General features: G+C 63.2%; 29 protein-coding genes. 11 read left to right on the top strand and 18 right to left on the bottom strand.

What is annotated here, in order from left to right; translation table 11 throughout:
- Positions 1-4 precede the first annotated feature (4 nt).
- From dndB to ACYVOK_RS11520, 5 genes are read left to right on the top strand one after another with little or no spacing between them, the layout of a single operon-like run.
- Entirely contained in the window at positions 5-1147 is a 1143-nt protein-coding gene (dndB, locus tag ACYVOK_RS11540) for a DNA sulfur modification protein DndB (protein ID WP_460662325.1), read from the top strand.
- A complete protein-coding gene (gene dndC, locus ACYVOK_RS11535; RefSeq protein WP_460662324.1) occupies positions 1144-2670 on the top strand; it encodes a DNA phosphorothioation system sulfurtransferase DndC in 1527 nt (508 codons plus the stop codon). The genes dndB and dndC overlap by 4 nt, the downstream gene beginning before the upstream one ends.
- Entirely contained in the window at positions 2667-4640 is a 1974-nt protein-coding gene (gene dndD / locus ACYVOK_RS11530; protein ID WP_460662323.1) for a DNA sulfur modification protein DndD, read from the top strand. The genes dndC and dndD overlap by 4 nt, the downstream gene beginning before the upstream one ends.
- Before the next feature lie 5 nt (positions 4641-4645).
- Positions 4646-5035, top strand: a complete 390-nt coding sequence (gene dndE, locus ACYVOK_RS11525; protein WP_460662322.1) for a DNA sulfur modification protein DndE — start codon at positions 4646-4648, stop codon at positions 5033-5035.
- Positions 5032-6477: a DNA phosphorothioation-associated putative methyltransferase gene (locus tag ACYVOK_RS11520; RefSeq protein ID WP_460662321.1), complete on the top strand. Its 1446-nt coding sequence runs from the start codon at positions 5032-5034 to the stop codon at positions 6475-6477. Before dndE ends, ACYVOK_RS11520 begins: the two co-directional genes overlap by 4 nt.
- Here the strand turns inward: ACYVOK_RS11520 and ACYVOK_RS11515 are convergent.
- On the bottom strand, positions 6474-8285 hold the full coding sequence (locus tag ACYVOK_RS11515) for an AIPR family protein (RefSeq protein ID WP_460662320.1): 1812 nt from the start codon (positions 8283-8285) through the stop codon (positions 6474-6476). The genes ACYVOK_RS11520 and ACYVOK_RS11515 overlap by 4 nt on opposite strands.
- A gap of 303 nt (positions 8286-8588) precedes the next feature.
- Here ACYVOK_RS11515 and ACYVOK_RS11510 point away from each other — a divergent pair, with 303 nt between their 5' ends.
- Complete coding sequence (locus ACYVOK_RS11510) at positions 8589-9062, top strand: hypothetical protein (RefSeq protein ID WP_460662319.1); 474 nt, start codon at positions 8589-8591, stop codon at positions 9060-9062.
- 507 nt (positions 9063-9569) lie between these two features.
- On the top strand, positions 9570-11234 hold the full coding sequence (locus tag ACYVOK_RS11505; RefSeq protein ID WP_460662318.1) for an ATP-binding protein: 1665 nt from the start codon (positions 9570-9572) through the stop codon (positions 11232-11234).
- A 113-nt stretch (positions 11235-11347) separates the two neighbouring features.
- Here ACYVOK_RS11505 and ACYVOK_RS11500 read toward each other — a convergent pair whose 3' ends face one another.
- The gene (locus ACYVOK_RS11500) at positions 11348-13180 is read right to left on the bottom strand and encodes a DUF262 domain-containing protein (RefSeq protein ID WP_460662317.1); all 1833 of its coding nucleotides are present in this window, start codon (positions 13178-13180) and stop codon (positions 11348-11350) included.
- A 486-nt stretch (positions 13181-13666) separates the two neighbouring features.
- Here ACYVOK_RS11500 and ACYVOK_RS11495 point away from each other — a divergent pair, with 486 nt between their 5' ends.
- Positions 13667-14401 carry a hypothetical protein gene (locus tag ACYVOK_RS11495; protein WP_460662316.1) on the top strand — a complete coding sequence of 245 codons (735 nt, stop codon included), beginning with the start codon at positions 13667-13669 and terminating at the stop codon, positions 14399-14401.
- Positions 14402-14436: 35 nt separating this feature from the next.
- Here ACYVOK_RS11495 and ACYVOK_RS11490 read toward each other — a convergent pair whose 3' ends face one another.
- From ACYVOK_RS11490 to ACYVOK_RS11460, 7 genes are all read right to left on the bottom strand, one after another.
- Positions 14437-14577: a hypothetical protein gene (locus tag ACYVOK_RS11490; RefSeq protein ID WP_460662315.1), complete on the bottom strand. Its 141-nt coding sequence runs from the start codon at positions 14575-14577 to the stop codon at positions 14437-14439.
- A gap of 348 nt (positions 14578-14925) precedes the next feature.
- On the bottom strand, positions 14926-15207 hold the full coding sequence (locus ACYVOK_RS11485) for a hypothetical protein (RefSeq protein WP_460662314.1): 282 nt from the start codon (positions 15205-15207) through the stop codon (positions 14926-14928).
- Positions 15208-15466: 259 nt separating this feature from the next.
- Entirely contained in the window at positions 15467-15958 is a 492-nt protein-coding gene (locus ACYVOK_RS11480; RefSeq protein ID WP_460662313.1) for an Imm1 family immunity protein, read from the bottom strand.
- A complete protein-coding gene (locus ACYVOK_RS11475) occupies positions 15955-16422 on the bottom strand; it encodes a DddA-like double-stranded DNA deaminase toxin (RefSeq protein WP_460662338.1) in 468 nt (155 codons plus the stop codon). The genes ACYVOK_RS11480 and ACYVOK_RS11475 overlap by 4 nt, the downstream gene beginning before the upstream one ends.
- Positions 16423-16679: 257 nt before the next feature.
- Entirely contained in the window at positions 16680-16940 is a 261-nt protein-coding gene (locus tag ACYVOK_RS11470; protein ID WP_460662312.1) for a hypothetical protein, read from the bottom strand.
- Between the two features lie 157 nt (positions 16941-17097).
- Complete coding sequence (locus tag ACYVOK_RS11465) at positions 17098-17307, bottom strand: hypothetical protein (RefSeq protein ID WP_460662311.1); 210 nt, start codon at positions 17305-17307, stop codon at positions 17098-17100.
- Positions 17304-17501: a hypothetical protein gene (locus tag ACYVOK_RS11460; protein ID WP_460662310.1), complete on the bottom strand. Its 198-nt coding sequence runs from the start codon at positions 17499-17501 to the stop codon at positions 17304-17306. The genes ACYVOK_RS11465 and ACYVOK_RS11460 overlap by 4 nt, the downstream gene beginning before the upstream one ends.
- A 72-nt stretch (positions 17502-17573) precedes the next feature.
- Between ACYVOK_RS11460 and ACYVOK_RS11455 the strand changes: the two genes are divergently transcribed.
- The gene (locus ACYVOK_RS11455) at positions 17574-18770 is read left to right on the top strand and encodes a helix-turn-helix domain-containing protein (RefSeq protein WP_460662309.1); all 1197 of its coding nucleotides are present in this window, start codon (positions 17574-17576) and stop codon (positions 18768-18770) included.
- Positions 18771-19163: 393 nt separating this feature from the next.
- Here ACYVOK_RS11455 and ACYVOK_RS11450 read toward each other — a convergent pair whose 3' ends face one another.
- The gene (locus tag ACYVOK_RS11450; protein ID WP_460662308.1) at positions 19164-19730 is read right to left on the bottom strand and encodes a hypothetical protein; all 567 of its coding nucleotides are present in this window, start codon (positions 19728-19730) and stop codon (positions 19164-19166) included.
- On the bottom strand, positions 19727-20224 hold the full coding sequence (locus tag ACYVOK_RS11445; protein WP_460662307.1) for an RNA polymerase sigma factor: 498 nt from the start codon (positions 20222-20224) through the stop codon (positions 19727-19729). Before ACYVOK_RS11445 ends, ACYVOK_RS11450 begins: the two co-directional genes overlap by 4 nt.
- Positions 20225-20547: 323 nt before the next feature.
- Between ACYVOK_RS11445 and ACYVOK_RS11440 the strand changes: the two genes are divergently transcribed.
- Positions 20548-20766, top strand: a complete 219-nt coding sequence (locus ACYVOK_RS11440; protein ID WP_460662306.1) for a hypothetical protein — start codon at positions 20548-20550, stop codon at positions 20764-20766.
- 177 nt (positions 20767-20943) lie between these two features.
- Here the strand turns inward: ACYVOK_RS11440 and ACYVOK_RS11435 are convergent, their stop codons facing one another.
- On the bottom strand, positions 20944-21075 hold the full coding sequence (locus ACYVOK_RS11435) for a hypothetical protein (protein ID WP_460662305.1): 132 nt from the start codon (positions 21073-21075) through the stop codon (positions 20944-20946).
- 68 nt (positions 21076-21143) lie between these two features.
- Positions 21144-21722: a class I SAM-dependent methyltransferase gene (locus ACYVOK_RS11430; protein WP_460662304.1), complete on the bottom strand. Its 579-nt coding sequence runs from the start codon at positions 21720-21722 to the stop codon at positions 21144-21146.
- 277 nt (positions 21723-21999) lie between these two features.
- On the opposite strand from ACYVOK_RS11430, the gene ACYVOK_RS11425 reads away from it, so the two are divergent.
- Positions 22000-22548, top strand: a complete 549-nt coding sequence (locus ACYVOK_RS11425; protein ID WP_460662303.1) for a hypothetical protein — start codon at positions 22000-22002, stop codon at positions 22546-22548.
- Positions 22549-22552: 4 nt separating this feature from the next.
- Here the strand turns inward: ACYVOK_RS11425 and ACYVOK_RS11420 are convergent, their stop codons facing one another.
- The 5 genes from ACYVOK_RS11420 to ACYVOK_RS11400 form a co-directional block, all read right to left on the bottom strand.
- Positions 22553-22981, bottom strand: coding sequence for an SRPBCC family protein (locus ACYVOK_RS11420; RefSeq protein ID WP_460662302.1), 429 nt, complete (start codon positions 22979-22981; stop codon positions 22553-22555).
- A gap of 60 nt (positions 22982-23041) precedes the next feature.
- Entirely contained in the window at positions 23042-23794 is a 753-nt protein-coding gene (locus tag ACYVOK_RS11415) for a class I SAM-dependent methyltransferase (RefSeq protein ID WP_460662301.1), read from the bottom strand.
- A 228-nt stretch (positions 23795-24022) separates the two neighbouring features.
- Positions 24023-24328 carry a YciI family protein gene (locus ACYVOK_RS11410; protein WP_460662300.1) on the bottom strand — a complete coding sequence of 102 codons (306 nt, stop codon included), beginning with the start codon at positions 24326-24328 and terminating at the stop codon, positions 24023-24025.
- Complete coding sequence (locus tag ACYVOK_RS11405; RefSeq protein WP_460662299.1) at positions 24322-24786, bottom strand: SRPBCC family protein; 465 nt, start codon at positions 24784-24786, stop codon at positions 24322-24324. Before ACYVOK_RS11405 ends, ACYVOK_RS11410 begins: the two co-directional genes overlap by 7 nt.
- On the bottom strand, positions 24783-25109 hold the full coding sequence (locus tag ACYVOK_RS11400; protein ID WP_460662298.1) for an ArsR/SmtB family transcription factor: 327 nt from the start codon (positions 25107-25109) through the stop codon (positions 24783-24785). The genes ACYVOK_RS11405 and ACYVOK_RS11400 overlap by 4 nt, the downstream gene beginning before the upstream one ends.
- Positions 25110-25210: the final 101 nt, after the last annotated feature.

The raw sequence follows: 25210 nt of genomic DNA, 5'->3' as shown, positions 1-25210 counted from the left end.
GGCCATGCCTGAGATGAAAGTGACCGCCACAACGGATCAGAGACGGGCTCGGACCGGCGCATTTGAGTATGCCTTCCCGGCGATCCGAGGCGTGCAAGCGGGTCGTGAGTACTACGTCACGATGTGTCCGCTTCGTCTCATTCCGCGGATCTTCATGTTCGACGAAGAGGAACTGCCCGCCGAGATGCGAGCGCAGCGGACGTTGAACAAGAGTCGCGTCCCCGAGCTCACCCGCTATCTGCTCGACAATCCGACAAACTACGTCTTCTCAGCGCTGACTGCATCCGTCGACGCAGATGTTCAGTTCGAACCCTTCGCCCCGGGAGCTGGGTCGGGCGATCGAGTCGGCACGCTTAAGATCCCCATGTCGGCCAAGTTCGTGATCAACGACGGACAGCACCGGCGCGCAGGCATCAACGAGGCACTCAGGGACAATCCAGAGCTTGGCGACGAGAGCATCGCCATCGTCATGTTCCTGGACGTCGGGCTTGAGCGCTGCCAGCAGATGTTCGCCGATCTCAATCGCTATGCTATCCGCCCGTCGCGTTCCTTGAGCGTGCTCTACGACCATCGCGATGAGCTGTCCGCTGTCACCCGCCTCGTCGTGCAGCGATCAGCACTGTTCAACGACCTGACTGAGACAGAGAGCAACAACTTGTCGGCGCGGTCTCGGAAGCTCTTCACGCTGTCTGCGCTGTATGGCGGCACTCGGGCACTACTTGGCGATGTAGAAGATGTGAGCTTCGAGCGCAAAGTAGATCTGGCAGAAAGTTACTGGGCGCAAGTCGCCGACCAGTTCCCTGAGTGGAAGCAAGTCCATGCTGGCCAGGTACGAGCGAGTGAAGTGCGGCGCGACTTTATCCACACCCACGGCATCGTGCTGCACGCGCTCGGCAAGGTCGGCAGTAGCCTGCTTCATGCGAACCGAGACCCAGCCAGCTGGGATCGCAAGCTGAAGAAGCTCTCGACCTTGGACTGGCGCCGGTCGAGCCGGACGTGGGAAGGCCGCGCAACGCTTGGCGGCCGCGTCTCAAAGACCGCGGCCAACCTCTTGCTTACGACCGCTGCGATCCGGACGGCACTCGGCCTCCCCCTGCCACCAGACGAACAGCACGCTGACGACGCCTTCCGACGAGGAGAAGAATGACTCGCAACCTACCGATCCGTGCCCGCTCGGCGTTCGACGATGCCGGCTTTGCAGGGACGATCGAGGGCTTAGTCAGGCAAACACAGCAGCTCTATCTCGCCGACAGCGTGCCGTGGGTTGTTGGCTACTCTGGAGGCAAGGACTCGACCGCAGTGCTTCAGCTGGTGTGGCTCGCGTTGGCTGGACTCCCGGACGGGCAGCGGACCAAACCCGTCCATGTGATCAGCACGGACACGCTCGTTGAAAACCCGGTGGTCGCTGCGTGGGTGACCCATTCGCTAGAGGTTCTAGAGTCAGCAGCGCAGAAGCAAGGTCTCCCGATTGCGCCGCATCGTCTGACGCCGGCGGTTACCGACACGTTCTGGGTGAACCTCATCGGTCGGGGCTACCCAGCACCGCGGCCCAAGTTCCGCTGGTGTACTGAGCGGCTGAAGATTAAGCCGTCGAACACGTTCATTCGCGAAATGGTCCGCGCGCACGGCGAAGCCATCCTCGTGTTGGGTACGCGTAAGGCTGAAAGCTCCGGCCGATCACACCGGATGACCGCTCTCGAGTCTCGCCGTGTCCGGGATCTACTGAGCCCGAATGACTCGCTTCCAAACTGCCTCGTCTACTCGCCGGTCGAGAACTGGTCCAACGACGACGTTTGGACCTTTCTCATGCAGAGCCCGAACCCGTGGGGCTATTCCAATAAGGAGCTGCTGACGATGTACCAGGGAGCATCGCCAGACGGCGAGTGTCCCTTGGTTGTCGATGCAAGCACGCCGAGCTGTGGCGACAGCCGGTTCGGTTGCTGGACTTGCACGTTGGTCGACAAGGACAAGTCAATGTCGGCCATGATCCAGAACGATGAAGAGAAGGAGTGGATGCTGCCGCTCCTCGAGCTGCGCAACGAACTCGATGTAGCGGACGATCGTCATCTACGCGACTTCCGGCGCATGAATGGCTCGGTACAGCTGTTCAACAACAAGCCGATCCCTGGGCCGTACACACAAGAGTCCCGAGAGCGATGGCTTCGCCGCCTCCTGGAGGCGCAAGCCTGGATCCGTGAAAACGGCCCTGACTATGTGCGGTCGCTGGAGCTGGTGACGCTAGACGAGCTCGAAGAGATCCGCCGAATGTGGGTGGTCGAGAAGCACGAGTTCGAAGACCATCTGCCGGCGATCTACGAGACCGCCATGGGGACGTCGTATCCCGGTCGCCCGCTCGACGAACACCTGCCGCTGGGGCCAGAGACGGTGGAGGTTCTTCGCGAAATCACCGGTGGCGATCGCGTCCACTTCGAGCTCGTTCGTGAACTGCTCGACATCGAGCAGCGCCATCGATCGCAAGCACGGCGCGCAGGTTTGTTCGAATCACTTGAGAAAGCGCTTCGGAAGGGCTTCTACGACGATGAGGCAGACGCGACGAGCCGCGCACACCACCGTCGCGCCACCCTGCAACGCACTCCTGCCAATGACGAGCCGGATCCCCTCGACATTGCCGACGGCTATGTAAAGCCAGCAGCGGGGAGCGTGCTGTGATCCTGGATGAGCTAACCCTGCGCAACTTCGGCACCTTCGCTGGGAAGCAGACGATCACGCTGTCACCGCCATCGCCGCGGAAACCAGTGGTTCTCATCGGGGGACTTAATGGCGCTGGCAAGACGACAATCCTTGAGGCAATTCTGCTTGCCCTCTACGGTTCGCTCGCCCCGGTGTCCGGTCGGCGCAGCGGCAGCTACGAGAACTACCTCCGCGGACTCATCCACCACGGGGTGCCGCAAAAGGAGGGCGCGGGTGTCGAGCTTGCCTTTACCGCACATCAGCAGGGAACAGCGCGCGAGTACAGAATCCGCCGAAGCTGGCAATCGACCGGAGCGTCGATTCGCGAGATCCTCGACGTACTCGTCGACGGCCGGCACGATGCCGCGCTGACCTCGACATGGAGTGAGCACGTCGAGACGTTTCTTCCGCGCGGAATTGCTGGACTGTTCTTCTTCGATGGTGAGCAAATCGAGGCGCTGGCCGACTTGGAACGTTCCCGCCAGGTGGTGAACACTGCCTTAGACGCCTTGCTCGGCCTTGACTTGGTTCAACGCCTGACGACAGATCTTGCGGTTCTGCGGCGACGCCACCGGTCACAGCAAATACCCGACGACCTGCGGCAGAGTCTGGAAGAACGGAAGCGAGCCGCAACAGCCCTGCGGCAGTCGGAGGAGGTTGCCTCGGCCGCTGTGGCGGCCGTTCGGGTTGACGTCGAGCGCGCAGAAAAGCGCTTGTTCGAGGCGACGGAAGCCTACCGGTCTGCCGGCGGTGACCTTCTTCAGCAACGCGACAGTGCCGAGGCCTCTGTTGCGATGCTTCGCAGTGAGCTCGAGCGGATCGAGGACGAGCTTCGTGACGAAGCCAGTGACCTCGCCCCACTGCTTCAAGTTGCGCCACAGCTGTCGGCACTCGCTGACCAAGCTCGTCGAGAGGCAGAAGCCGCTCGTAACCGCGGCGCGATCGGCCTAATGTCCGAACGAGACGAGCTCATCCTCGCCAAGCTTCGGGAAGGCAAGACTCGGGCTGGTCTGATTGATTCTGTGGAAAAGTTCCTGACCGAAGATCGCGAAACGCGACGGCGATCTGCTGATGAGGCAGCGATCGTGGGAGTCGGCGACGCAGCCTCGTTTGAAGCCCTCCAACACACAGCACTGCCCGCAGTAGAGCGCCGCTTACGAGGACTCATTCTGCGGCGCGCGGCGACACAGATTGAGCTGGAGCAAGCGGAGCGTTTGTTGGTGGCAATGCCAGACCCGGAGGCGTTGGCGCCGATAGCCAAGCAACGCGACGACGCAGCCGCCGAGCTGATCAGGGCGCAGGCCGCCCTCAAGCATGCCGAGGAACGTCAGGGGTCGGTACGGCAAGAGCGGGAACGGGCTGAAGCAGCACTCGATGCTGCACTTGACCGCGCGGCACATGCCAACCTTGCAGCCGAAGACGGACGACGACTGGTCGACCACGCGGATCGCGTCAAGGAAACGCTAGAGAAGCTCCGAATTGCGGCGACTCGCCGCCACTTGTCTCGCATCAGCGAGCTCATCCTCGAGGCGCTCAAGCGGTTACTGCGCAAGGAGTCCCTGATCGCCGCAGTCGCCATTGATCCCGAGACGTACACAGTGGAACTCGCTCGCACCGACGGCAGCCAGCTGCACGCGCAGCAGCTGTCGGCGGGCGAACGGCAGCTGCTGGCCGTTGCTCTCCTGTGGGGACTCGCCCGCGCAGCCGGCCAGCCACTTCCTGTGGTTGTCGACACGCCACTTGGCCGGCTGGACCGAACTCACAGAGAACACCTATTGGAGCGCTACTTTCCGCACGCCAGCCACCAGGTGGTCTTGTTATCGACGGACACCGAGATCGATGCTGAGGCCTTCGAGCGACTGCAGCGGCATGTGGGCCGTTCGTACCGCCTGACGTTCGACACCACAAGCAACGGCACAACAGTCGTGCCCGGCTACTTCTGGGAGTAGTACAGATGCCACTCGAACACATCCGGCTCACACAGACAGCTCGCGACCAGTTGATCACGTTGAAGCGCCGTACTGGCATCGCACATTGGAATGTGCTGTGCCGGTGGGCCTTCTGCCGTTCTCTCACGGAGCCGGCCAAGCCACCGGCTGTCAAGCTTCTGCTCGACAGCAACGTTGAGATGACTTGGCGGGTCTTCGCCGGGAGCTACGGCGACGAGCTGTGGGCATTGCTGCGGTACCGATGCCACACCGACGGGCTCGAACTCGACGATGAGACCTTGGCGCAGCAATTCCGGTTACACCTTCACCGCGGTATCGGGTATCTGGTCGGAGACCCGCGGGTGACAGACATTGCCGGCCTCACCAGGCTCGCCTTGGATGACTCAGCCGCATGATGCCGCAGGTTGCGAGACACAGGACGGCAATGTCTCGCACGGCCATGTCTCGTCCCATGGTCACCGTTCTATCTGACCGCCTGCTCGATCAATCGATGACCGTGTTTGACTACGGCTGCGGACGCGGCGGCGACGTTCGCAGCCTGCGGGACCTCGGATATGACGCGACTGGCTGGGATCCAGCGCACTATCCCGATGCAGCCCGCCGATCCGCTGATGTCGTCAATCTTGGCTACGTCATCAACGTCATCGAGAACCCGCTCGAACGGGCGACGACTCTGCGCTCCGCGTGGGCTCTAGCGCGCCGCTTGTTGGTCGTGTCCGCTCGTCTCGTCTGGGAGTCTCGCGACCTTGTCGGCTACCCGCTTAGCGACGGCGTCGTCACGCGAACCGGTACCTTCCAGAGGTTCTATCAGCAATCGGAACTCGCAGACTGGATCCGTGAGACCGTCAACGCCGAACCAGTCGCGGCAGCCCCCGGCATCTACTACGTCTTCAGGAATCCGTCCGACGAGCAGCAGTTCCTGGCACAGCGCGTATACACCTACCGGCCCCGGATGACGGTCGATCCACACGAGATCTTCGAGAAGCACACCGAGGAGCTCGCGCCACTCACCGCGTTCTTATCAGCCCATGGACGGCCGCCCAAGCCGGGTGAACTACTCCTCGACCAGGAAAGCCGAATCGCTGAGGCGTTGGGCAGCCTCACGCGCGCAACCCAATTGATCCGCCAGGTCACCGATGCGGAGTATTGGGAGCAGGTCCGTCGACAGCGTCGTGGCGAGCTGCTCATCTACGTAGCGCTGTCACGCTTCGGACGCCGTCCCCGATTCAGCCAGCTTGGCACAACGCTTGCCCAAGACATCCGCACACACTTCACGAGCTACAGGGAAGCGTGTCTGCAAGCAGATCGGCTACTGCACGCTGCCGGCGATCAGACGACGATCTACCTCTCCGCTCGAAGCTCGTCGGTCGGCAAACAAACCCCCACGTCGCTATATGTCCACCGCTCAGCGCTCGCCCAGCTACCACCACTCCTCCAGGTCTATGAAGGCTGCGCCCGCGTCCTCTGCGGTACGATCGACGAAGCCAACGTCATCAAGCTCTCTGTGACTGATCCTCAGGTGTCGTATCTGGTCTACCCGCGCTTCGATCGCGATGCACACCCCACGTTGGCCACTGCCATCACGGTGAATCTGCGGAAGCTCAGCGTCGACTGGCGGGACTACAGCAAGTCTGACAATCCGCCTCTGTTGCATCGCAAAGAGGAGTTCATCGGCCCAGAGAATCCTCGGCGTCAGCTGTACGAGAGACTTACCCGTTCCGAAGTCCGCGCTGGGCTGTACGAGACTCCAAGTTCGATTGGAACGCTCCAGGGCTGGCATAAAACACTGACCGCTGCACGGGTGAGGATAAAAGGCCACCGGCTATTCAGGGATTAGCCGTCGGCGCCTATTGAGGCTAGCTCCTTCTTGATGTCGACGTCCGCTAGCACATCAGCGAGATTTGCTATCATCTGTGCAATTGCGTCGGGGCGTTGCAAACTCTTCTTGATTGCAGTTTTGTCAGGATGCGTAGTCAGCCAAAATCGGATAGCTCGGAACACTCGACCCAGGATGAAGCGCGAAGTCCCATCATCCTCATCCCGGAGTCTGTCAATCAAGACACGCGCCCGCTGCCCACCAATCTCGTGATACCGCACTTTCAGAACCTGTGCAGCGAGAGCAGTCCCATGTGCGCAAACTAGCTTCCGCACTGGCCGCAGCGCATCAAGAGCCGTTGGAGAGTCGGGTTCAGCCGAGATCGGATGACCGAGCCCAGGCGCTAACCCTAAAAGCTCGTCAGTGTGGCTTGCGGTCATCAATCTGTCTATTTCGCGATATAGAGTGTCGGCCAACATGAAGACGTACGCGGAGACTCGAGTGTCGAAAGCCTCCTTCTCCAATTCCCCGAACATCGCTTCTTTGTCGACGATCGACTCAGCGGGTCGACCCTGGTAAGCCAGGTATCGTTGGCCGATGTTCTCCTTGGTCACATATGTCTTACCAAAGCTCGCCTGAGTTGCTTTGTCGAGCGAGTTCCATTCGCCCCTGCGACGCTCATAGAAGACTGGCGGCTCTATCATCCGGAAGTTTGCTTGCATTTCAAGGTGCCGTCGATCATTCGCCCGCAGATCGGCCGGCTTAACCGGGGACTGGCTATTGGTATACTCCGAGATTTGCACCAATGCGTCATGCCCAGCTTCGTCGCCTGTGACGGCGATTATTCGAGCCTGAACCGACACGTCGCCTGGCTTGAGATTCGCGCGCCTCTCGCGGAGGACCGATGATGTCTGCGCCCCATTAACTATCTGTGGATTCTTGGCCTTTAGCAGAGTCGCTTCATTGTCCGTGGCGAACTCGAAACTGTCAGCGACCAAAGTAATTCCGTTGTTGTAGAGCCAGAACGCCTCTCGCTCTTCGTCATTCCCTAGAGTCGCCAGCATGGCCTTATTAACTCGGTTTACTCGCTTGAGGTAGTAGCGAACATTACTGTGGAACAGTCGCGGACCATGCGCATCTACTGCATCAGCCAAGGATCGGCCGTCGAATGTAGCGACAGCTACCTTTGCGACCCCATCGAGAGAGATTGAGTGGCGCTCGAAATATTCATCATCTCCCGCCACGCGGAATGCAACTTCTGTATCCTTCAGATCTGTGATGAGATCATCTTCAAGCCTGATCTCGCTTAGGCGTGCGGTATCGTAGATTTCCACCGAAAAGCTGGAGCCAAGTTGCTCGACGGCCTTCGCGATTTCCGACTTAGTCTTTTCGGAGACCACGCCGGCAACAAAGTAGTCGAGTTCTACCGCAATGTCATCCAAGGAGGCCTGTTCGAGCTCAAGTCCAATTTTTGTCAGCTTATCTCGATGGGGGCCGTCCTCGATGGCGGCAGGGTTCTTCAGCAACAATGCAGCACGAAGAAGGGAATCGAGCACCCCCGGCTTCACAGCACCCGACAATGGGTTGTCAAGATACTTCGCCTGAACCAGATGGAAGACTCGGCTGTCACGATTGAGATACCAACCATCCAGTCCTGCATCGCCCTGTGTCAGCGTATCCGTCTGAACAAAGGCGTCATCGTCATCGACATCAAAAATAAAGTTGAGGCACCAGGCGGGAAAGGCCCGTCTTGCATCCGTGCCGTACCGATCCGCCCACCTCTCCACTTGCCCCTGCATCCACGGCACGAAGTCCGGACCTACTGGCATCTGTTCTCCCCTCTCGTTTGGTGCCCGCCCCGCGCGGTACGCGGGAAGCCGGCACTCGGCACACGCTACTCCGAGTAGTCGATGACGGACCAGAGGAGGGGCAGCGCCGAGCTCCGAGCGGCTCGGCAACGATCCGGGTGCCCGGCCCCCCTCTACAGATGTCGGCAGCCGAGGCGCCTGACTACAAGGCGTAGACGAGCGAGCAGTTCGGCGCTAGCCTGAAGCTCTATAACTGCACAGCCTGTTCCATCCACGGGCGCGACCCACCAGAAGGGGGTCGCCTCCAGACAGTGAGGAACCACCATGATCAGTGAACCTGTATTAGCTGCGGTGACGACGCTGCAGCAGCTGGCTCTGAGGAGCTATGACGGCTACGACCTCGACCGCGTTGATCGTGCACTGGACGAGTTGCTCCGTAGCCCGAGTAAGACGGCACCCGCCGCGTTTCAGCGGCGCAGCGCACTCGCGAACGCGGCGAAGGTACTCCAGACTCGGCGAGCGCTCGCTCCGGGCATTGTCATCGACCCGTCAGATGGGGACGCCTCGGACCCGTCGTCGTCCGACGGTGCGATCGATGAGTTGGATATCCGCCTGTGGCTCGAGACGACGCCCGCTCTGACCGCTGACCAGCGGGATCTGCTGCGCGCACTCGCCGATGGGGCGGACGCGGAGTCTCTGGCCCAGCTTCACGGGATCCCGGTCCAGCGCGTGCGCGAACGCATTTCTCGGGCGCGCCGCGTGGGCTGGGCTGCGTATCAGCGGGAGGTCGGCCAGTGACCAGCCGGCGTTACCGGCTGTCTCCGTGGCTTATCCGAGTGATCATCCCGCCGGCAACACTCGGCGCCTACGTTCTGTGGGACGACTCGGCGCCCATCTACGTTGGACGCAGCGACACCGACTTGCGCCGACGACTGATCAGCCACGCGATCCGCGGTCGGGTCGGTATTTCAGCTACGACGTCGTCTCTTCACTGGAGGCAGCTTTCGATCTGGAGTGCAGCCTGTATCACGCACTTGTCGGGGAAACGATCAACGTCCTACATCCCGCACGAACGAGATGGTGGTCCGGGGACTGTTCATTCTGCGCGCGCAGCCTCTTCGCGGCGCGACGTGAGCGTCTCAGCTAACCACAGGTAGACCCCCCATATCACCCGGGATGCACAGGGCACCCCAGGTAGAGCGAGAGGAAAGTAAAGTGACGAGTCCACAATTCGTAGTTCCCACTGACGGACAGCAGTCGGCTCCGCGTGCTGCCCTGATCGAGGTCGACCGAGCGTTGGAGAGCATGCGCGACGCCGGCTTTGACCTGATGGCCGCTGTCGGTGAACCTATCGACAACTCAATCGAGGCCAGCGCCTCGATCATTCGGGTATCCCCCAAGTACTCCAAGAACAAGCAGCATGTCACCGACATCGCGTTCGCGGACAACGGGCGCGGCATCGAAATGCATGTGCTGCCGAGCATCCTGAAGATGGGCTACTCGACGAGATACGGGCAGCGCAAGGGCCTTGGACGCTTCGGCGTCGGCCTGAAGCTGGCCGGACTCAGCGTCGGCACTCGAATCGAGGTCTTCACGAGGCCGGCTGGTAAGGACTCGATCTATCATGCCTTCCTCGACCTGGAACTGATCAAGAACGGCGGCCAGGAGTTCATCGAAGCGACCGAAGTCGACGCCTGGCCTGGCGAATTCGCCGCTCTGATGGCAGACGACAAAGGCGTTCCGTTCGAGCACGGCACGCTCGTTCTGTGGCGCAACATCGACCGTCTGTCGAGTGGCGGCACGTACGGGACATCGCTCGAGACCAAGATCTCCGATCTTCGCAAGTTCATCGCGCGGGTCTACCGCCAGTTCCTCGACAACGGCCTCGTGATTGAACTCGAGGATAAGAAGACCACCCTGCACGATCCTCTGTTCCTGATGGACAACCCGCGGGTGCTGAAGCGCTATCGCGGTCTCAAGGAGGATGAGATCCGGGGACGCGTCGTCGATAAAGGTGACATCGTGATCGACGGGCAAACTGTCAGCGTCATCGTCACCCTGGTCCCTGAGGTGTTTCGTCCGGAGTCCGGTGCTGGTGGCGATCGGGACATCGACGGGAAGGACATTCGCGAGTTCCAGATCAACAAGGAAAATGCGGGACGCATCAGCATGATGCGCAATGGTCGCGAGATCTACTACGACCTCGTGCCGCGCATGCTTCCAGCCGGCGTCGACAAGATCGACCGGTACATCGGCATCGAGGTGTCCTTCCCGGCTGAACTTGACGAGTACTTCCAGGTGCGCCACGTGAAGCGCGGTGCCGAACCGGTCAGCAAGCTGCGGAGTGAGCTGCGGGAGTGGCTGGAACGTCCGGTCAAGAACGCGCGTGATGAGATCCGGCATCACTGGCGTCAGGTCTCGGTGACGAAGCAGGATCCGGACGGGCGCACCGGTGATGTCATCGATGCCGTGGAGCGATCGGAGCGGACCGCCCCCAAGGGGCAGGCCGGCCTCGATGTGACCTCCGAGCAGCAAGAGGTCATGATCAACGAGCTGCTCGAGGACCTTGAGATCGATGAGGAGACGGACGCCGAGAAGGCTGAGCGGATCCGGACGCAGATCAACGAGAAGCCCATGACACTCGTGGATGGCGCCTGGCCGGGGAAGGAACTGCTCGAGATCACCCACTTCAACGGCAAGGCCGTCGTACGGGTGAACCACCGGCACCCCTTCATTCGCGACATCTACGATCCCTTGCGGGAAGCAGCCGCAAAGCTGCCGGGAGAACAAGACAGCGGCGAGATGTTCGACTTGATCCGCAAGGCATCTAACGGTCTGGATGTTTTGTTCCTTGCTTATGCGAAGGCCGAGAACCTGCATCACGACCCATCCGTCTTCGATGACCTTCGCAGCTACTGGGGCCAGCACGCGCAGGCGTACATGAAGGAGCTTGCGAAGACCGAAGAATAGCTAAATGCGCGAGGCAGTGAGCGTTACGGGTATCCAGCCGACAAGCTGGCCCGGCTCACTGCCTCGTACTGCATCTATCACCCACCAAGGCGATTGAGCAGAGGTCCCTACACTCAAACAACAAAGACGCGCAGCGCCATCTTCAGAAGCTCCGATTCCCTCGCGCTAACCTCCGTGATGGTCCAGGTTTTATTCTTGACCAGAGCAGCAGTCATGCTGACGGTGCTAAGCGAGTAATCCGGAACCTTTTTGGGGAACGGTTTGTTAGCTGCAGCGACGTTGTCGGATTGGCCAAAAAAAGTCAGGTTTCCCAGCGTATGCTTGACTGGTTCGAGCGTGTTATCCCTATCAACACCAATTGCATTTTGGGGATAGATGTGCTCTAGCGTTGCATCGTCAACATCGATGACCTTACTCGTTGTTGGCTTTGGATTTGCGTTCGGAGTAGACGCCCCCGTTTTGTGCCACCATTGCCAATGATCCTCCAGCGTAGTCAAGAACTCGCGGATGTTAGCTCGTTGGCTCGAGTTGCTGTAGCGCAGATTTTCGGCAAGCAGCTGCCCGAATAGATCATCGCCAGCGTGCTTCGAGATCAATGCTCGAAGATTCAACCGAAGATCTTTTAGCGAGTACGCTGCTTTACTTGTCGCGGCGCGCATTAGGTGAGCCTGACGATAATACACGCTTGCTGGGCGACTGGCGTGTCCGTTGCAAATAATCTTGTAGCGAAAAGCGAAGATCTCCAGCATGTAGACAAGCTCCGCGAATTTAGCTTCGGACAAGCACCGGGCACCGGCTAGGAGCACAGGCAACGCCAACTCGTGCTTTAGTGTCAAGATCAGGCGTTTGAGACGATCCACTTGCCAGATACGAACCTTGTTCGGGCTGCCAGGTGGTCGGTCGTATGGCCAGGTACCATCGATGAGCTTCAAGAAAACGGCGAGCTCGTCGCGGAAGATCTCAACCGTTCGTACGATCTTCAAGGCATCTGCAGACGTTCCCGGGGGTGCGGGCGGAAAGAACTCTTTCTCTGTTGCCTCAAACAGATCCCCCTTCGCCCTGTCTCCTGTCCACGAGGGATACAACGCACGAAAGAAGGCCTCCACATCTTTCGCGGGTGCCCCGAGCATCTCATCCCAAAGCTTTGCAACCTCTTCGTGCTCAATTGGGTAGGATTCAAGCAGTTCGAGACTGCGACTCCGCAATAGGTCAGAGTCTGACAGTGACTCGCCCCGATGATTCAGCACCGAAAACAAGCGATATGCCTGACTTCGCTCCTTGGAAACGATGTGGATTAGGTGGGCGTCCTGAACGATCGCCTGCCGCAACCGAAACAGGCGGGTAACCCGTGCATCAAGCGACCCGGTTGAGCCCACGAACCGCCAGGTCATCTCCAATAGCGCCGCGCGCGCGTCAGTTAGCAAGCGATGACTTTCCCGAGTACAAGCGGGCTTGGGAGCTGACATCACAAGGGCTTGGAAGATATCGTCATCGGCCAACGACAGCGTCATCCTTGGCCGGACTCTCGTCTTACCGGCGGCGACGTCCGCGTCCTTCCATGTCATATACGTGCCAAGGGTGTCCTTTCGCACCGTCTCTGCACGCTTGGCGACCGCGGGATTCGACTTCTTGCTTCGTCGTTCAAGATCCTGCGCAACTTCGACGACACACGACAATGCGAGCATGAACGTCGCTAGTCGCTGCTGTCCGTCAACGACCTCGTAACTCAAGGGGCGAACCTTCTGGTTGTCCGTCAGTTCAATACAGACGACACCACCGAAGAAGTGACTCGGCGACCCAGCGGAGTTGTCGAGCATGCCTTCGATATCTCTAACGAAGTATCCGACTGCCTCATCCTCCCAGGCATACGCTCGCTGGTAGCGCGGCACGGCAAAGGGAAACCGTTCCTCAAGTACCGACCCGACCGTAAGACTCTTCGCCTCCACTGAAGCAGCTCCGTGCGGCAATCCTCTCACCCTTCCTGGTCATCTGATCACCCTAGTGCAGACGAGCGGGCGATGTGCAGCTCATGTTTTATAGCAATTCGGCGACGGCCTGGCTTGCAGGGCGACGGCGGGACGGATCTGATTCGAGGACGCTGCCGCCACAGATCTCGGGCGGGCAAGGCCGCCGGGCTGATGCCGTGGATTTCGAACACCGCGCGGGAGGCCGGTCCTCGACCGACGGTCGCCCTACAGCCGCGAGATCTCCCCCGACAGCTCGCCACTCAGCTCGCGGTTGCCGTCGCAGGTCCTCCACCTGGCGACGACGTGCGCCCTATTCACATGACGTTCGGCCCACGAATGTGGTGTAGTCGGTCGATGGGCAAGCCACACGAGCTAGTCAAGGCGAGGAGTACGCCTGTCGGATCGCGTGTTCGGCACTCGGCGCGGAGTAACGACCCACGAGACGTCAATGGTCGACAGGGCGCAGTGGAGGCGTATCTGACCTTCCCCGATGGCCGTCAGGCAGCGTTTGAGGTCACGACCCTGGCTGATCCGAGCGACATGCAGCTCGACAGTCTGCTGGCGCGCGACAACTACTCCTGGGCATTACCGGGTGAGTGGTGGTGGTCGTTCGCCAACGGAGATGTACGAGATCTCCCGCGTCTGCGGGCATGCTTTGAACGAGTCGTGTTGACGTGTGAACGATACTGGGTGATGCGCCCAACGGACCTGCCCCGCCTCGTTCGACAAGGCGATGCCGACCTCGAGTGGTTATGGAGGGAGGCGAGCGTCACGATGACCGGGCACCCTGACGTACCGGTGCTCGACGGGGAGCAGGTGCGGCACGCATCGATCACGCCGCGTGGTGGTGGCGGAAGTGTGGACGAGGCGCTCATCGGATTGGCGACCGAGCTAAACGAACCATTCCGGACATCGCCAGTTCGCGAGCGCTTCAACAAGCTGCTGAGGCATCAGGCCGACGAACGACACCTGTTCCTGGCTGTTCACGAGCAATCGCTGCCGTTTGCCGTCTTCTACGGGCTCGCGTTTGGGAGTGAGCTGCCGCCGGACCCACTGCCGGTCCCAGACGGCATCTCAGCTCTATGGTTGGCGCCCGCCTACAGCAGTCGTCTGCTCCTGTGGCGATCCGGCGAGTGGTGTCAGGTCGAACCCTACGACGCCACTCAGGCGCTCGGCGGGCCTGCGGATGTGCGTCAGTAGAGGATCACACAGAGTCCGCACCGGCGCGCCGACGCTCATTGGTCCTCCTTGTTGGAACGCCGTCGTGCCTTGATGCGCTTCACGATCTCGGCTCGCGAGGTGTCCACTCCCCTGGATCGCAGCCGCCGGCCGATCGTCTGCCTGGTCATGCCGAACCGCTCTGTCAGCTCCATCATCAAGGCACCGGCCTCGTATGCGTCGACCAGTGCATCGAGCTCGGTCTCCGAAAGCTGCCGTGCGGTCCGAGGGCGCCACGCGGAGTGACATCAGGGAACGGAGTGACATCAGGGAACACAGCGTCCAGCTTCCAGTCCTCCGCGAGCTCAAGCAGGCGTTGCGCCTCAAACGGCGCGTTCAAAAGCGATCCACTTAGGGGCACCTACCAGCGTCTGACCTGGGATAGACAGACAGTTTCCAGGCTCAGGCGCAGTCTCCTGGCAAGTATCCAAGAGGCTGGACACACAGTTCCGGGAGATCCGTATCGGAGATCCGACCCCGAGGAGACCGAAGCATGACCACCGTTCCTAGCCGCGCGCGCACCGGCCCGCCCGCAGCTTGCGGGCCGCGTCGAGAAGCGCCTCCCCCTCGGTGACAAGGACGTCCTGGCACTCAAGCGCTGGCTGAACCACCGCGCCAGGCACCGGCGCATCCGCAGCGCCGACCAGGGCGCACTGTAGATCGCCGACAAGACCGGCGCAGCACTCAAGGGCGATGGTATCTACCAGATGTTGCGTCGTCGCGCGGTCCAGGCTGGGTACGCGCCTGAGGCCGTTCGCCCGCAGCTGTTCCGGCACACCATGGCCCATGAGGCCCTAGCGTCCGGCCGGTCTGAGGCTCAGGTCATGGCCGTAGCCGGTCGGATCCCTCCATGGTGGACCGCTATGGGGGCCAGCATGGCGAACAGTCAGCCGCCCTACAGGCGCGCTACAGTCGGCGGTACCAGGGGGTGATGTCCACCCAAGGCGGGCACTGCCCACAGTAGCCCCGCAAGGGTTGGGGGACCCGCGAGCCGAAGTATTAGCGCCCCCCGGCCAGGCATTTCTGCGCGTCGGTTGTTATTGACGCTCAACTTTGACGTGATTTGTTGCTCTCGGCATCGTTCGATGGGCTGTCCTCCGGGTCGTCGGACCACTCGTCCCACCTGAATGGCTCGGTGTCAACCATGGTCGGGACCTCGACCACCTTCCACTCAACCCCGCTCGGACGCTGGCCGGTCCGCTGGAACTCCGCCGCTGCCGCTCGCGCCTCGGTGACACTGACCGCGCTGCCGGTGTCCATCGTGGTCGGGACGGTGCCGAAGTCGAACTCCGACTCCTGCGGTGACTCAAGCGTGCCGACCGAGTGGTAGACATCCCCATCGTCGCTGCCCTCGATGAAGCGCAGCGAACTGAACTCACGGCCCAACCCGATGAGCAGGGCGTCATGGTCGGGTGACACCAGCTCGAGCCAGGTCGGGCGAGCCAGCGAGGCTACATGATCGAGCAGCGCCGTCAGTTCGGTCTCCGAGGTGACCTGGACGGTCTCGTAGTCGTAGGTGCCTTTCAGAACGGTGCTCATTCCAACCCCTCTCCGGTTCCCCGGTAGACCTTATGGCCTCCGGGCCAGTACACAGTGAGTTTCGATCCCTCCGGGAGTTGCGAGGGTAGGGTCTCGTCACAGCCGTACTGCCCTGGGCACGGCTTGTTGTTCAAGTACAAAGTCGCCTCACGGGGTGCCCCGGCGCGCCGCATCAGTGCCGCCGCGTGTCCCTCAACGTGGTCCCCTGCGACTTGCAGCTTGGCTATCCGACCGGTCAGCCCTGGGCTCCCTCGGCCCGGTCCCTTCTGCCCGCTGACTAGGTGGATCGGTCCCCGGCCGTCGGTCCGGGACAGGATGCCGGAGGTCGGCCCCCTCCCACCTGGCCGCTCGGGTAACCGGTCGAACAGCTTCTGATCGAACGGGGCCGGTGTCGGCTCGCTCGATCCACATACCGGGTCTCGGGACGGGCCGGTGCCGGACACGATGCGAGCACCGCTGACCATCTGCTCGGCCCACTGCCTGGCCATCGGAGGTGTGACTGAGGCCAGGTGCGCTGCTCGCTCGCAGGCTTGCGCGGCGGCGTCCAGTTGCAGCGCTGCCGTCCTGGCGGACGAGTTGGCGCTCCCGAAGGCCGCGATCATGCCCGCGTTCTCGCGGCACTTCGCAGCCAGCCGCTGGAGGTGCGCCGCGAGGTTGGGCATCTGGTCCAGGCATTCGACCAGCGCTGTAGCCACCCGCTGGAGGTCGGACGGCATGAGGTTTAGATCTGGTTGGCGTAGTTCGCGCAGCCGGCCGATGCGATCTGGAGTGCTTCGATGGCCTGGCCTACGGCTTTGCCGGCGGCGTCCAGCACTTCGCTGATCTGCCGGTCCGCTCCGGTTGCGGACCCGGCGATCAGGGCTTGGACCTGCTGGCTGCTCTGGCCGAACTTGTTCTGGAAGCTGCCCAGGCCACCGGCCGCCTGGTTGGCTTCCATCGCGACGAGGTGTAACTGTTCCTTCAACCGAGTGATGTCCGACATTTCTTGTCCTTACTGCTAGGGGCGGATGGAACAGCAGGCGGGCGCAGGTATCAGGGGAACCACCACTACGCCCGCCCGCTGGTCGTACGACGGAACCGGCACCGCGCGGCGACACTCCGAGCCAGAGGTTGGGTGCGGTCCCGTCAGACCGTGGGAGTCAGTCGCGAGGGTCGTACGGTCGCGAGGCTGGGTAGGCCAACTCGTGTACGCTCAGCCGCTCGCAGCGCAACCGGCGTCCGGGTAAGCCGCGGGTGCGCAGCCGGATCACGTTCGCGTACTGCTCAGCCAGCACGGCCGGAGCGATGTGCTCCTCAATCAGGTGCTCGCCCAACCACAGCTGAACCCGCCACTGCTCCCCCTGGCTCATTGGTTGCTCGGCACCACCGGCTCGACACCGTTACCGATCTCGTCGCCCGCCAGGTCACGTTCACCGCGCAGGTACGGGCCGAACGCCCAGCGATGCTCAACAGGGCAGCGCGCCAGGTACTCCGCGATCTCGTCCTCGGACAGGGCATGCTGGGTGCGGAGCACCTGGTCCCTGTTCATCGCTGTTTGCGTCATAGCCGTGACGCTAAGGCACAGATTTGAGACGAAGTTTCCTCAGCGGAAACCCAGTCGGATACCGTTAACTGCATGGACAACGACCTGGCGAACCTGGGGCAGGAGATCCGCCGTCTGCGCAAATGGCGGAACATGACACTGGATGCCCTCGCTGGCCAGGCGGGCATCACCAAGGGCTACCTGTCCAAAATCGAGAACGGCAACGCGAATCTCGAACGCCGCAAGACGATCAAGGCCATCGCGGATGCGCTCCGGGTGAGCGTGGCCGACCTGACCGGCGACCACTTCATCGCCGACCGGGCCAACAGCGACGCACATGCCGCAATCCCGGACATTCGGATCGCCCTGATGTCCACCACTCTCGAGTTGCCCTATGGGGAGTCGAAGCGAACCATCGATGAGCTCGCCCTAGAGACTCAGCGCCTGGCCGAGGCACGGATCAACTGTCAGGACTCGCTGGTCGGCCATGCGCTGCCACCCCTGCTGCTGGATCTGCACGCGACCGCCACGGCCAAAAGCAACGACCGGCTACCGGCCCTTCAGTCGCTGGTTCAGGCCACCAACTCGACGGCCCAATTCCTGAAGAACCTAGGTGCCGTCGATCTGGCCTGGGTCGCCGCCGAGCGGGGCCACCAGGCCGCACAGATCCTCGAAGATCCGGTGTACATCGCCGCCGCCGACTATGCCCGCGCACAGGCGCTGATCGGGCTCGGCGCGTACGACCGTGCCGACGCGATCGCCCGAAACGCCGTCTCGCTGCTGACCCCGGACAGCGTGGCCGCAACCGAGGTCTACGGCATGAACGTACTCGTGACCGCGTTCTGCTCGGAGATGGCAGGCGAGGACCCGGAGTCGGCCCTGCGAGAAGCCGAGGAGTCCGCGGAGCGGATCGTGCCCGAGAACGCCTTCTGGCTGAACTTCTCCCGCGCCAACGTCAACCTGTGGCGGCTGGGCATCGCTCTCGAAGCTGGGGACCACGTGAAGGCCGCTGAGGTAGCTGCTGAGGTCCCGTTGGCCGACATCCCCTCCAAGACCCGCCGACTGCGGTTCCTCATCGACCATGCCCGCGCGCTGCACGGTCTGCGCGGTCGAGACGATGAGGTAACCCACCTGCTGGCCAAGGCCGAGAAGCTGGGCGCGACCCGGACCCGGCACAACCTCTGGGCGCGCGAGATCGTGAGCGAGATGGTGCTCCGGGCCCGCCGCGATGCAGGCGGCCGGGAACTGCGCGGACTCGCTGACCGGATGGGCTTGCTGTCCGCTCTCTGACCGACGACGGCCCCGGCGCTCATATACCGGGCCGTCGCACGGGGGCTACGGGGCGGCGTGACCGTGACCTGACGGATGGCCTTGGCCGGGTTCGGGACACCGACCCCGAACTGTCCGAGGTCCGCAACGCGATGCTGTCGCGGCCATAGGCGGGCGCGTAGTCGCGGCTGGGGGTGATGGTGAAGTCCTCCGCGACCACCCAGAACGCTTCGGTCCAGTCGGAGATCAGCGCCTCACCAGCGGCCAGCGACGGGACGGCCACCACGTCGAGGCCGTTGTACGGCTGTGCGACTGGATACGGCGGCTCGTTCTTCCTCCAACTGAATACGATCGCCTCGGCACAAGGCGCCTCGCACTGGCGCGCCGCTGAACCTGTGGCCGACGGAGCGACTGTTATCGGGAGGCGTGGACGTTGCCGACCATCCAGAGCGGGCCGTCGCCGGCGCAGTCCTGCCCTGTCCAGGTGTCCTTGAAGCCGTCGGCGCCACCACCGCCGATGGTGAGGGGTACGCCGGACTGGGCGACAACCTTGTTCGTGCCGTCAAGGATTTCGAAGGACTTTGCATCGCCCTTGACGGTGTATCCGTGGGGCCACACGAGTGTCAGCGCGGTATCACCCGGGCTTGCCCGAACGCATCCGTTCGCGTCGACGGCCAACGTGGCTTGGAGGGCGGCCTCCATTCCACTGGGACTGTCTGAATCAGACGTCACGATCCGAGGGGGAACCTCGGCCGTTCTCGGTCCGTTTGCAGCCGGCGATTGTCCGTTGCCCGGGAGAACGGCCCATGCCGTGCCCGCGATCGCAGCCGCGGCGATCGCCAGACCCGCGGCTGCGAATCGTCGGCTCCGGATTCGCCGGCGCCGGATGCGGTCGGCGACGGCGTCCTCGGCGAGGTCAACGGCGTTGCTACCTTCGGCGGCCGCGGCGCGGAGCAGGTCTCGTAGGTCGTTCCCGGTCATCGGGCACTCTCCTCGTTGATGGTGAGCTGCATCGCGAGCTTGGCCCTGGCGTCGGCCAGGTGACGTTTCACGGTGCCCTCGGCGCAGCCGAGTTCGTCGGCGACCTCGACGACGCTCAGGTCTTCGTAATAGCGCAAGACGACACAGGCCCGCTGCTTTGGCGAAAGCGTTGCCAGCGCTCTTCGGACTTCGTCCGCCACCACGATCCGGTCGTCGTCGTGGTGCGGCAAATCGATCAGCCGGTGGCGGGTCGCGTGCCACCGCTTGAGTCGCCGGCGGCTGTCGACGTACTGGTTCAGCGTCGCGCGGCGGACATAGGCCTCGAGCTGGTCGATGTCCTCGCCGATCCGGCCGCGGCCGAACACACGCGTGAGCGCTTCCTGGACCAGGTCCGCGGCTGTCGTTGGGTCGCCGGTCAGCAGATAGGCATAACTACGCAGCGCGCCGCCCCGCGTAGCCAGCAACGCTCGGAACGCTCGCTCCCAGTCCGCCATCCGCGCCACCGTCCTTACTCTCACTGACCTAGACGAACAAGTAGGCCGCGACGTTGGGGTCTGCGGGAACAATTCTCGGACTGACCCGCCCGGGGACCTACGCTCCGCATCGGCCGTGGTTCGACCTCGCCATCGCCGCCCTCATCCCGTCTCCGCAGCTGGACGTTGCCGACACGGACCCTGACGCCAGGCCTATTCGCTGCCGCGGCAGCTGGCGAACCCGGAGGAGTTCGCATCCCTGATCGAGCGTTGGATAGCGGTCGCGAAAGGGAACCTCGCGCCGCCGAGACGATCGCCTCGCTCGCGAACACGCTGCTTGTCGAGTGGCAGGTCTCACCGGCGTCGCCTGGCTCGAGGCCATCATCGACGGTCGTCCCGCCGCTCTCAGCAACCGGCTCTACCTGGTCACGGGCTGGCTGCGCGACCTGCGTGGCTTGGGCACGATCACGGGGCCAGTCGTTGCCCGGTTCAACCGGATCGTCGACGGCCTTGCGGCGGGCGGGGAACACCTTGCAGTCGAGCTGCAACGCATGGATGAGTGACGGCATTTCCGCCATCGCGCCCGTGCTGGCCGAGGCCGCCGAGCTGCTTTGCGGCATGGCGCTGTTCGTCGAGGGCGGCGAGTTCGCCGACCCGCCTCGCTTGAGCGCCTGTTCGCGGACCGACTGGCCCGCTCGCTCTAGAGCTACCGCGACGCCCGTCGCGGTAGGTCATGTCTCTCAGGGTTTGAGGGCGCGGGTGGCGTAGTAGCCGGGCAGCCAGCCTGCGGTGGCGTCGGAATGGTGCGGGGCCTCGTCGAACCCGGTGATCACGAAGCCGGCGGCGAGCTGCCCGCCGATCTGATCGGCCATCGTGTGGCTGTACTCCAGCGGCGCGTCGGCTCCCCACAGCCGCTCGCGCTCCTCGGCGGGGACGTGCGTCAGGTCGCTGTACGGCAGGCGGTGGCGAACGACCAGCTCGCCCGGGTGTCCATGGCCTCGTGGTCGAACAGGTACACGTCAGGGTTGAGGAAGCCGCACAGCAGCGCGCCGCCCGGCCGCAGCACCCGGAAGCACTCGCGCCACACGGGTGCGAGCTCGGGAACGAACAGGTTCGAGACCGGGTTGAAGACGAGGTCGAACGAGGAGTCGCCGAACTCCGACAGGTCGCGCATGTCGCCCAGTACCGTACGCAGCTCCAGACCCTCGCGCTCCGCGACCATCTGATCCTGGGCGAGCTGACGCGGCGAGTTGTCGAAGACCGTGACCCGCGCGCCGGCCGCGGCGAGCGTCGGGCCTTGCTGCCCACCGCCCGAGGCCAGGCAGAGAATGTCTACATCGGACAGGTCGGCGGGGAACCACGCCCGGTCGACCGGGCGGTACCCGATGAGCACGACGGACCAGTCACCGGCGCGTGCCCGCGCGACGGTCTCGGGAGTGACCGGGCGCGACCACTCGTTGCCGCTCTCGACCTGAAGGTCCCACGCCGCGCGGTTGTGCGCTACCGGATCAACGCTCACGGGCATACGGTAGCGCCCCGGCGACGATCGCCGCCGGGGCGCATCCTTCAGCTTCTCTCCAGCCCTGGTTGCTGTCTGCAGGTCGCGACATTGACCGGGCAGCCGTTTCCGGTGCCCGCCGCGTCCAGGCACATCTACCCGCGGGCGGTGCGCCACTGCAGTGCGTAGCGACGTTCAGCCGGTGTGGATCGAGGCGCCTCATTAGTGCCGCGATTCGCGGTTACGGGGGCTGTCAAGGGGTACCGCTGGCGAAGCGACCTCGATGAAGGAGACTCTGATGGCTCGCAACACACTGGCTCGCTCGATGCACGACGTGGGGCTCGCCGCCTGGTTCGGCGGGACCCTGGCAAACGCGGTCGCTCTGAATGCCGCGGCAGCACAAGCCGACAGCCCTGGCAGTACAGGCGCTGTCGCCAACGTGGGGTGGGACCGGTGGACGCCGGTCAACGCTGCTGCCATTGGCTCCCACCTGGTCGGGTCCGCGGTCCAGCTTGCGGGGGACGCCCCGCGGGTAGCGGGCCAGCGGGGCGTCGGCTCCATGGTGCTGGTCAAGACCGCGCTGACGGTGGTCGCGCTTGGAGCGACCGCCTACAGCCGCGCACTGGGGAAGAAGGTTTCGGCAAAGACAGACGTACCGGCGGAGTCGGGCACCGAACCGGCACCGACCACACCGGATGACGTCGCGGCAGCCCAACGTCGGCTGGCGATGCTGCAGTGGGCAGTTCCCGCTGTCACTGGTGCCCTGGTCGTCGTCAGCGCCTTTGCCGGCGAACAACAACGTGCAAGCGAGGTCCACAAGGGATTCCTGCGCCGCATCCTCGCCTGATTGTCTACGTGGTCGACGTCTCGGCGGCTCTCTTGATCGAGGCGGCCTCCGTCTCGACGTACTGTTTGGTCAGCGAGCGCGTCAGCAGCCAGCCGACCCCTGACAGCGGACCCGACACGGTCAGTGCGAGGGTGAGCCGGCTCCCGTCGAAGTGCGGCTCGACGACGTGCGCGGCGGTGACCGTGACGCCGGGGGAACTCGACTCCCAGATGTACGACGACCCTTCGGCCAGCTCGGTGACCGTCCACACCGCTGTGGGCAGCCGGGGCTGGCGCAACCGGACTCGAGAGCCGACCGCCAGCGGTCCGCCGTCGAGACGCTCCACGGCATCGACCGTCGGGATCAGTTCGGGCCAGCGTTCGACATCGATAACCATCGCCCAGACCCGCTCCGGCCGGGCCGCGATGGTGACGGTGTGCTGCAGGCCCGCCATGCGCTGAGTGTACGACGGTGCCCGCCAGCTCGAGGCCACGGAACCCGGCGACCGACCGGGCTACGTGCGGCGGAAGATGAGGAGTTCGGTTCGGCCCCCGCTGAGGGGGACGAAGCGGTTGCCTACCAGGTCTAGGTCGCGTTGCCTCAGGAAGTTGGTGAGCCAGGCTCGGGGGGCGACGGAGTAGATCGTCATGCGGTGGGGCTCGCTCAGCCAGACCTTTGTCGTGGCGTCGTCCAGGCAGTCGTCGGTGATGAGATCGAACGCGGCGGTGCCGCCCGGGCGGACGACGCGCGCCATCTCGTCGAGGTAGCCCAAGGCCGTGACGAACGGGATGTAGCCAAGCAGTTTGTGCGTGTGCACGAGATCGACCGAGGCTGACGGAGTGGATGCGAGGGTGTGACCGTCCGCAGGCTGAAAGGTCAGGCCGGGCAGTGCGCCGCGCAGGTACTTGATCCAGTCCGGCGCGGTCTCGTACACCTCGTAACTGCTCGGGTGCAGCGCCGACATGACCCGCGTCGAGTACCGGCCCGAGCCTGGGCCGATCTCGCAGACACGGTCCACGGTGTCCTCGGACAGGCCGCCGAGCGAGAGCATGGCGTCCACCGTCTCCGCCGTGGCCCCCGGCTCAGCGCTGTAGCTGTCGAGGAAGTCGCCGACCGACTTGCCGGCCCGCTCGGCTTGCCGGATCGTCCAGCGGGCCGGCAGGAACGGACTGATCGCCGGATCCGTGCTGTGACCGCGAACGATTTGGAAGCCGGCGTGACGTAGCGTTCTGTTGACCGCGACCTGGATGAGATGCCGAACAGACATGGTTGCCCCCATGGATGAAAGGGAGCAAGTGCCCGATACGGCGCCATTCATGCCCGAGGCAAGATCTGAATTTCACGCGTACGGCGTATTCGTCCGCCGGCGCTACTAGCTGCGGTGAAGTCGTCGCGGTATGGACTCAAATCGCCTTGTTTTATGAGGGTTCTGACGTTTCATGCACGCGTCGCAACGCGGTGTTGCAATAGGCGAGCGCAGCGTCGCCGACCCGCGTCACTGCGGCTGGCCGGCTATGACTGGGGTGGGTAGCAGGAGGAAGTCGGCGTCGGCGTACCCGGCCTTGACTGCCGGATCGCCGGCGCGCAGTTCCGCCAGCTCGTCGGCCTCGGCCGAGACGACCGCGAAGCCCCAGCTGCGCTCGGGGTCGGCGACCGGCGAGAACACCAGCACGCGCCCGGCGTCGAGGTGGCCGGTCCAGTAGGTGAAGTGCTCCATCATGGCCGCGCTCTCCTCGGCGGTCATCGTGGCCGCGAAGTCGGGGCGGTGCGGCAGCAGCCGGTAGAGGTACCAGGTCACCATGACGTCACCAGTCCTTCCCCGGTCTCGACGACCGACTTCAGGCCGCTCAGGATGAAGGTCCAGCCCTTGATGGACTCCGCGGTCAGTGGCGAGTTCTCGAGCTGGTCGTGAGTGACGGTGAGCCGGCAGTAGTCGCCCTGCCTGGGCGCGTCGGTGTCGCTCATCGGCTCGATCGTCCAGGTGACGCGGCTCGGTGGTTCGGTAGCCATCTCCGGGTCGTACAGACTGCGCCAGGTGTGCGACAACAGCTTCGGTGGGTCGGACTGCAGGATCTCGTTGTCGCCCCACAGGTCGCCGTCCGGGCCGACCGTGCGCAGCCGGGCGCCGGTCTCCCAGGTGCTCTCGGCCCGGCCGCCGTGGAAGTACTTCACGCGGAACTCGTTGGACGTGATCGCCGCCCAGATCTGTTCCGGCGTCGAACGGATGTAGATCTCGAAGATCTGCGTTCCCTCGGTCATGAGGACTCCAGTTGCTGTTTGAGGTCGCTGAGCGCGGCGACCCGGACTTCGGTGTAGCGAGAGATCCAGCGATCGTGGATCAGGCGGATCGGGACAGGGTTCAGGTGGTGCCGTTTGTTCCGTCCGTCTTTGACGGCCGTCACCAGACCAGCCTCGACGAGAACCTTCAGATGCTTCATCACCCCGAACCGCGTCATGTCGGCCTGGGTCGCGACCACGGCCTCGAGCTCGCCGAGGGTGAGCCCGTCGCGATCCCGCAACGCGTCCAGAAGCAACCTGCGGGTGCCATCCGCGAGTGCCTTGAACACCAGGTCGTCCTGCATACCTGAAAAATAGGTGACCATTTAGTCACCTGTCAATGGCGAGCTGCACAAGCCGTGTCAAACGCGGGTACGTCGGCTCGCAGCAAGTCGGATCACGTCCC

It is taken from the genome of Kribbella swartbergensis, from assembly GCF_054784135.1.
The sequence above is the reverse complement of the archived record's forward strand: the minus strand, read 5'-3'. Positions and strand labels throughout refer to the sequence as shown.

What these genes read in the sequence shown, in the direction of transcription:
- dndB (WP_460662325.1), top strand. Translation starts at nt 5, where the DNA reads ATGCCTGAGATGAAAGTGACCGCCACAACGGATCAGAGACGGGCTCGG.
- dndC (WP_460662324.1), top strand. Translation starts at nt 1,144, where the DNA reads ATGACTCGCAACCTACCGATCCGTGCCCGCTCGGCGTTCGACGATGCC.
- dndE (WP_460662322.1), top strand. Translation starts at nt 4,646, where the DNA reads ATGCCACTCGAACACATCCGGCTCACACAGACAGCTCGCGACCAGTTG.
- ACYVOK_RS11520 (WP_460662321.1), top strand. Translation starts at nt 5,032, where the DNA reads ATGATGCCGCAGGTTGCGAGACACAGGACGGCAATGTCTCGCACGGCC.
- ACYVOK_RS11515 (WP_460662320.1), bottom strand. Translation starts at nt 8,285, where the DNA reads ATGCCAGTAGGTCCGGACTTCGTGCCGTGGATGCAGGGGCAAGTGGAG.
- ACYVOK_RS11510 (WP_460662319.1), top strand. Translation starts at nt 8,589, where the DNA reads ATGATCAGTGAACCTGTATTAGCTGCGGTGACGACGCTGCAGCAGCTG.
- ACYVOK_RS11505 (WP_460662318.1), top strand. Translation starts at nt 9,570, where the DNA reads ATGCGCGACGCCGGCTTTGACCTGATGGCCGCTGTCGGTGAACCTATC.
- ACYVOK_RS11490 (WP_460662315.1), bottom strand. Translation starts at nt 14,577, where the DNA reads ATGATGGAGCTGACAGAGCGGTTCGGCATGACCAGGCAGACGATCGGC.
- ACYVOK_RS11485 (WP_460662314.1), bottom strand. Translation starts at nt 15,207, where the DNA reads ATGGGCCATGGTGTGCCGGAACAGCTGCGGGCGAACGGCCTCAGGCGC.
- ACYVOK_RS11480 (WP_460662313.1), bottom strand. Translation starts at nt 15,958, where the DNA reads ATGAGCACCGTTCTGAAAGGCACCTACGACTACGAGACCGTCCAGGTC.
- ACYVOK_RS11475 (WP_460662338.1), bottom strand. Translation starts at nt 16,422, where the DNA reads ATGGTCAGCGGTGCTCGCATCGTGTCCGGCACCGGCCCGTCCCGAGAC.
- ACYVOK_RS11470 (WP_460662312.1), bottom strand. Translation starts at nt 16,940, where the DNA reads ATGTCGGACATCACTCGGTTGAAGGAACAGTTACACCTCGTCGCGATG.
- ACYVOK_RS11465 (WP_460662311.1), bottom strand. Translation starts at nt 17,307, where the DNA reads ATGAGCCAGGGGGAGCAGTGGCGGGTTCAGCTGTGGTTGGGCGAGCAC.
- ACYVOK_RS11460 (WP_460662310.1), bottom strand. Translation starts at nt 17,501, where the DNA reads ATGACGCAAACAGCGATGAACAGGGACCAGGTGCTCCGCACCCAGCAT.
- ACYVOK_RS11455 (WP_460662309.1), top strand. Translation starts at nt 17,574, where the DNA reads ATGGACAACGACCTGGCGAACCTGGGGCAGGAGATCCGCCGTCTGCGC.
- ACYVOK_RS11450 (WP_460662308.1), bottom strand. Translation starts at nt 19,730, where the DNA reads ATGACCGGGAACGACCTACGAGACCTGCTCCGCGCCGCGGCCGCCGAA.
- ACYVOK_RS11445 (WP_460662307.1), bottom strand. Translation starts at nt 20,224, where the DNA reads ATGGCGGACTGGGAGCGAGCGTTCCGAGCGTTGCTGGCTACGCGGGGC.
- ACYVOK_RS11435 (WP_460662305.1), bottom strand. Translation starts at nt 21,075, where the DNA reads ATGGCCGATCAGATCGGCGGGCAGCTCGCCGCCGGCTTCGTGATCACC.
- ACYVOK_RS11425 (WP_460662303.1), top strand. Translation starts at nt 22,000, where the DNA reads ATGGCTCGCAACACACTGGCTCGCTCGATGCACGACGTGGGGCTCGCC.
- ACYVOK_RS11420 (WP_460662302.1), bottom strand. Translation starts at nt 22,981, where the DNA reads ATGGCGGGCCTGCAGCACACCGTCACCATCGCGGCCCGGCCGGAGCGG.
- ACYVOK_RS11415 (WP_460662301.1), bottom strand. Translation starts at nt 23,794, where the DNA reads ATGTCTGTTCGGCATCTCATCCAGGTCGCGGTCAACAGAACGCTACGT.
- ACYVOK_RS11410 (WP_460662300.1), bottom strand. Translation starts at nt 24,328, where the DNA reads ATGGTGACCTGGTACCTCTACCGGCTGCTGCCGCACCGCCCCGACTTC.
- ACYVOK_RS11405 (WP_460662299.1), bottom strand. Translation starts at nt 24,786, where the DNA reads ATGACCGAGGGAACGCAGATCTTCGAGATCTACATCCGTTCGACGCCG.
- ACYVOK_RS11400 (WP_460662298.1), bottom strand. Translation starts at nt 25,109, where the DNA reads ATGCAGGACGACCTGGTGTTCAAGGCACTCGCGGATGGCACCCGCAGG.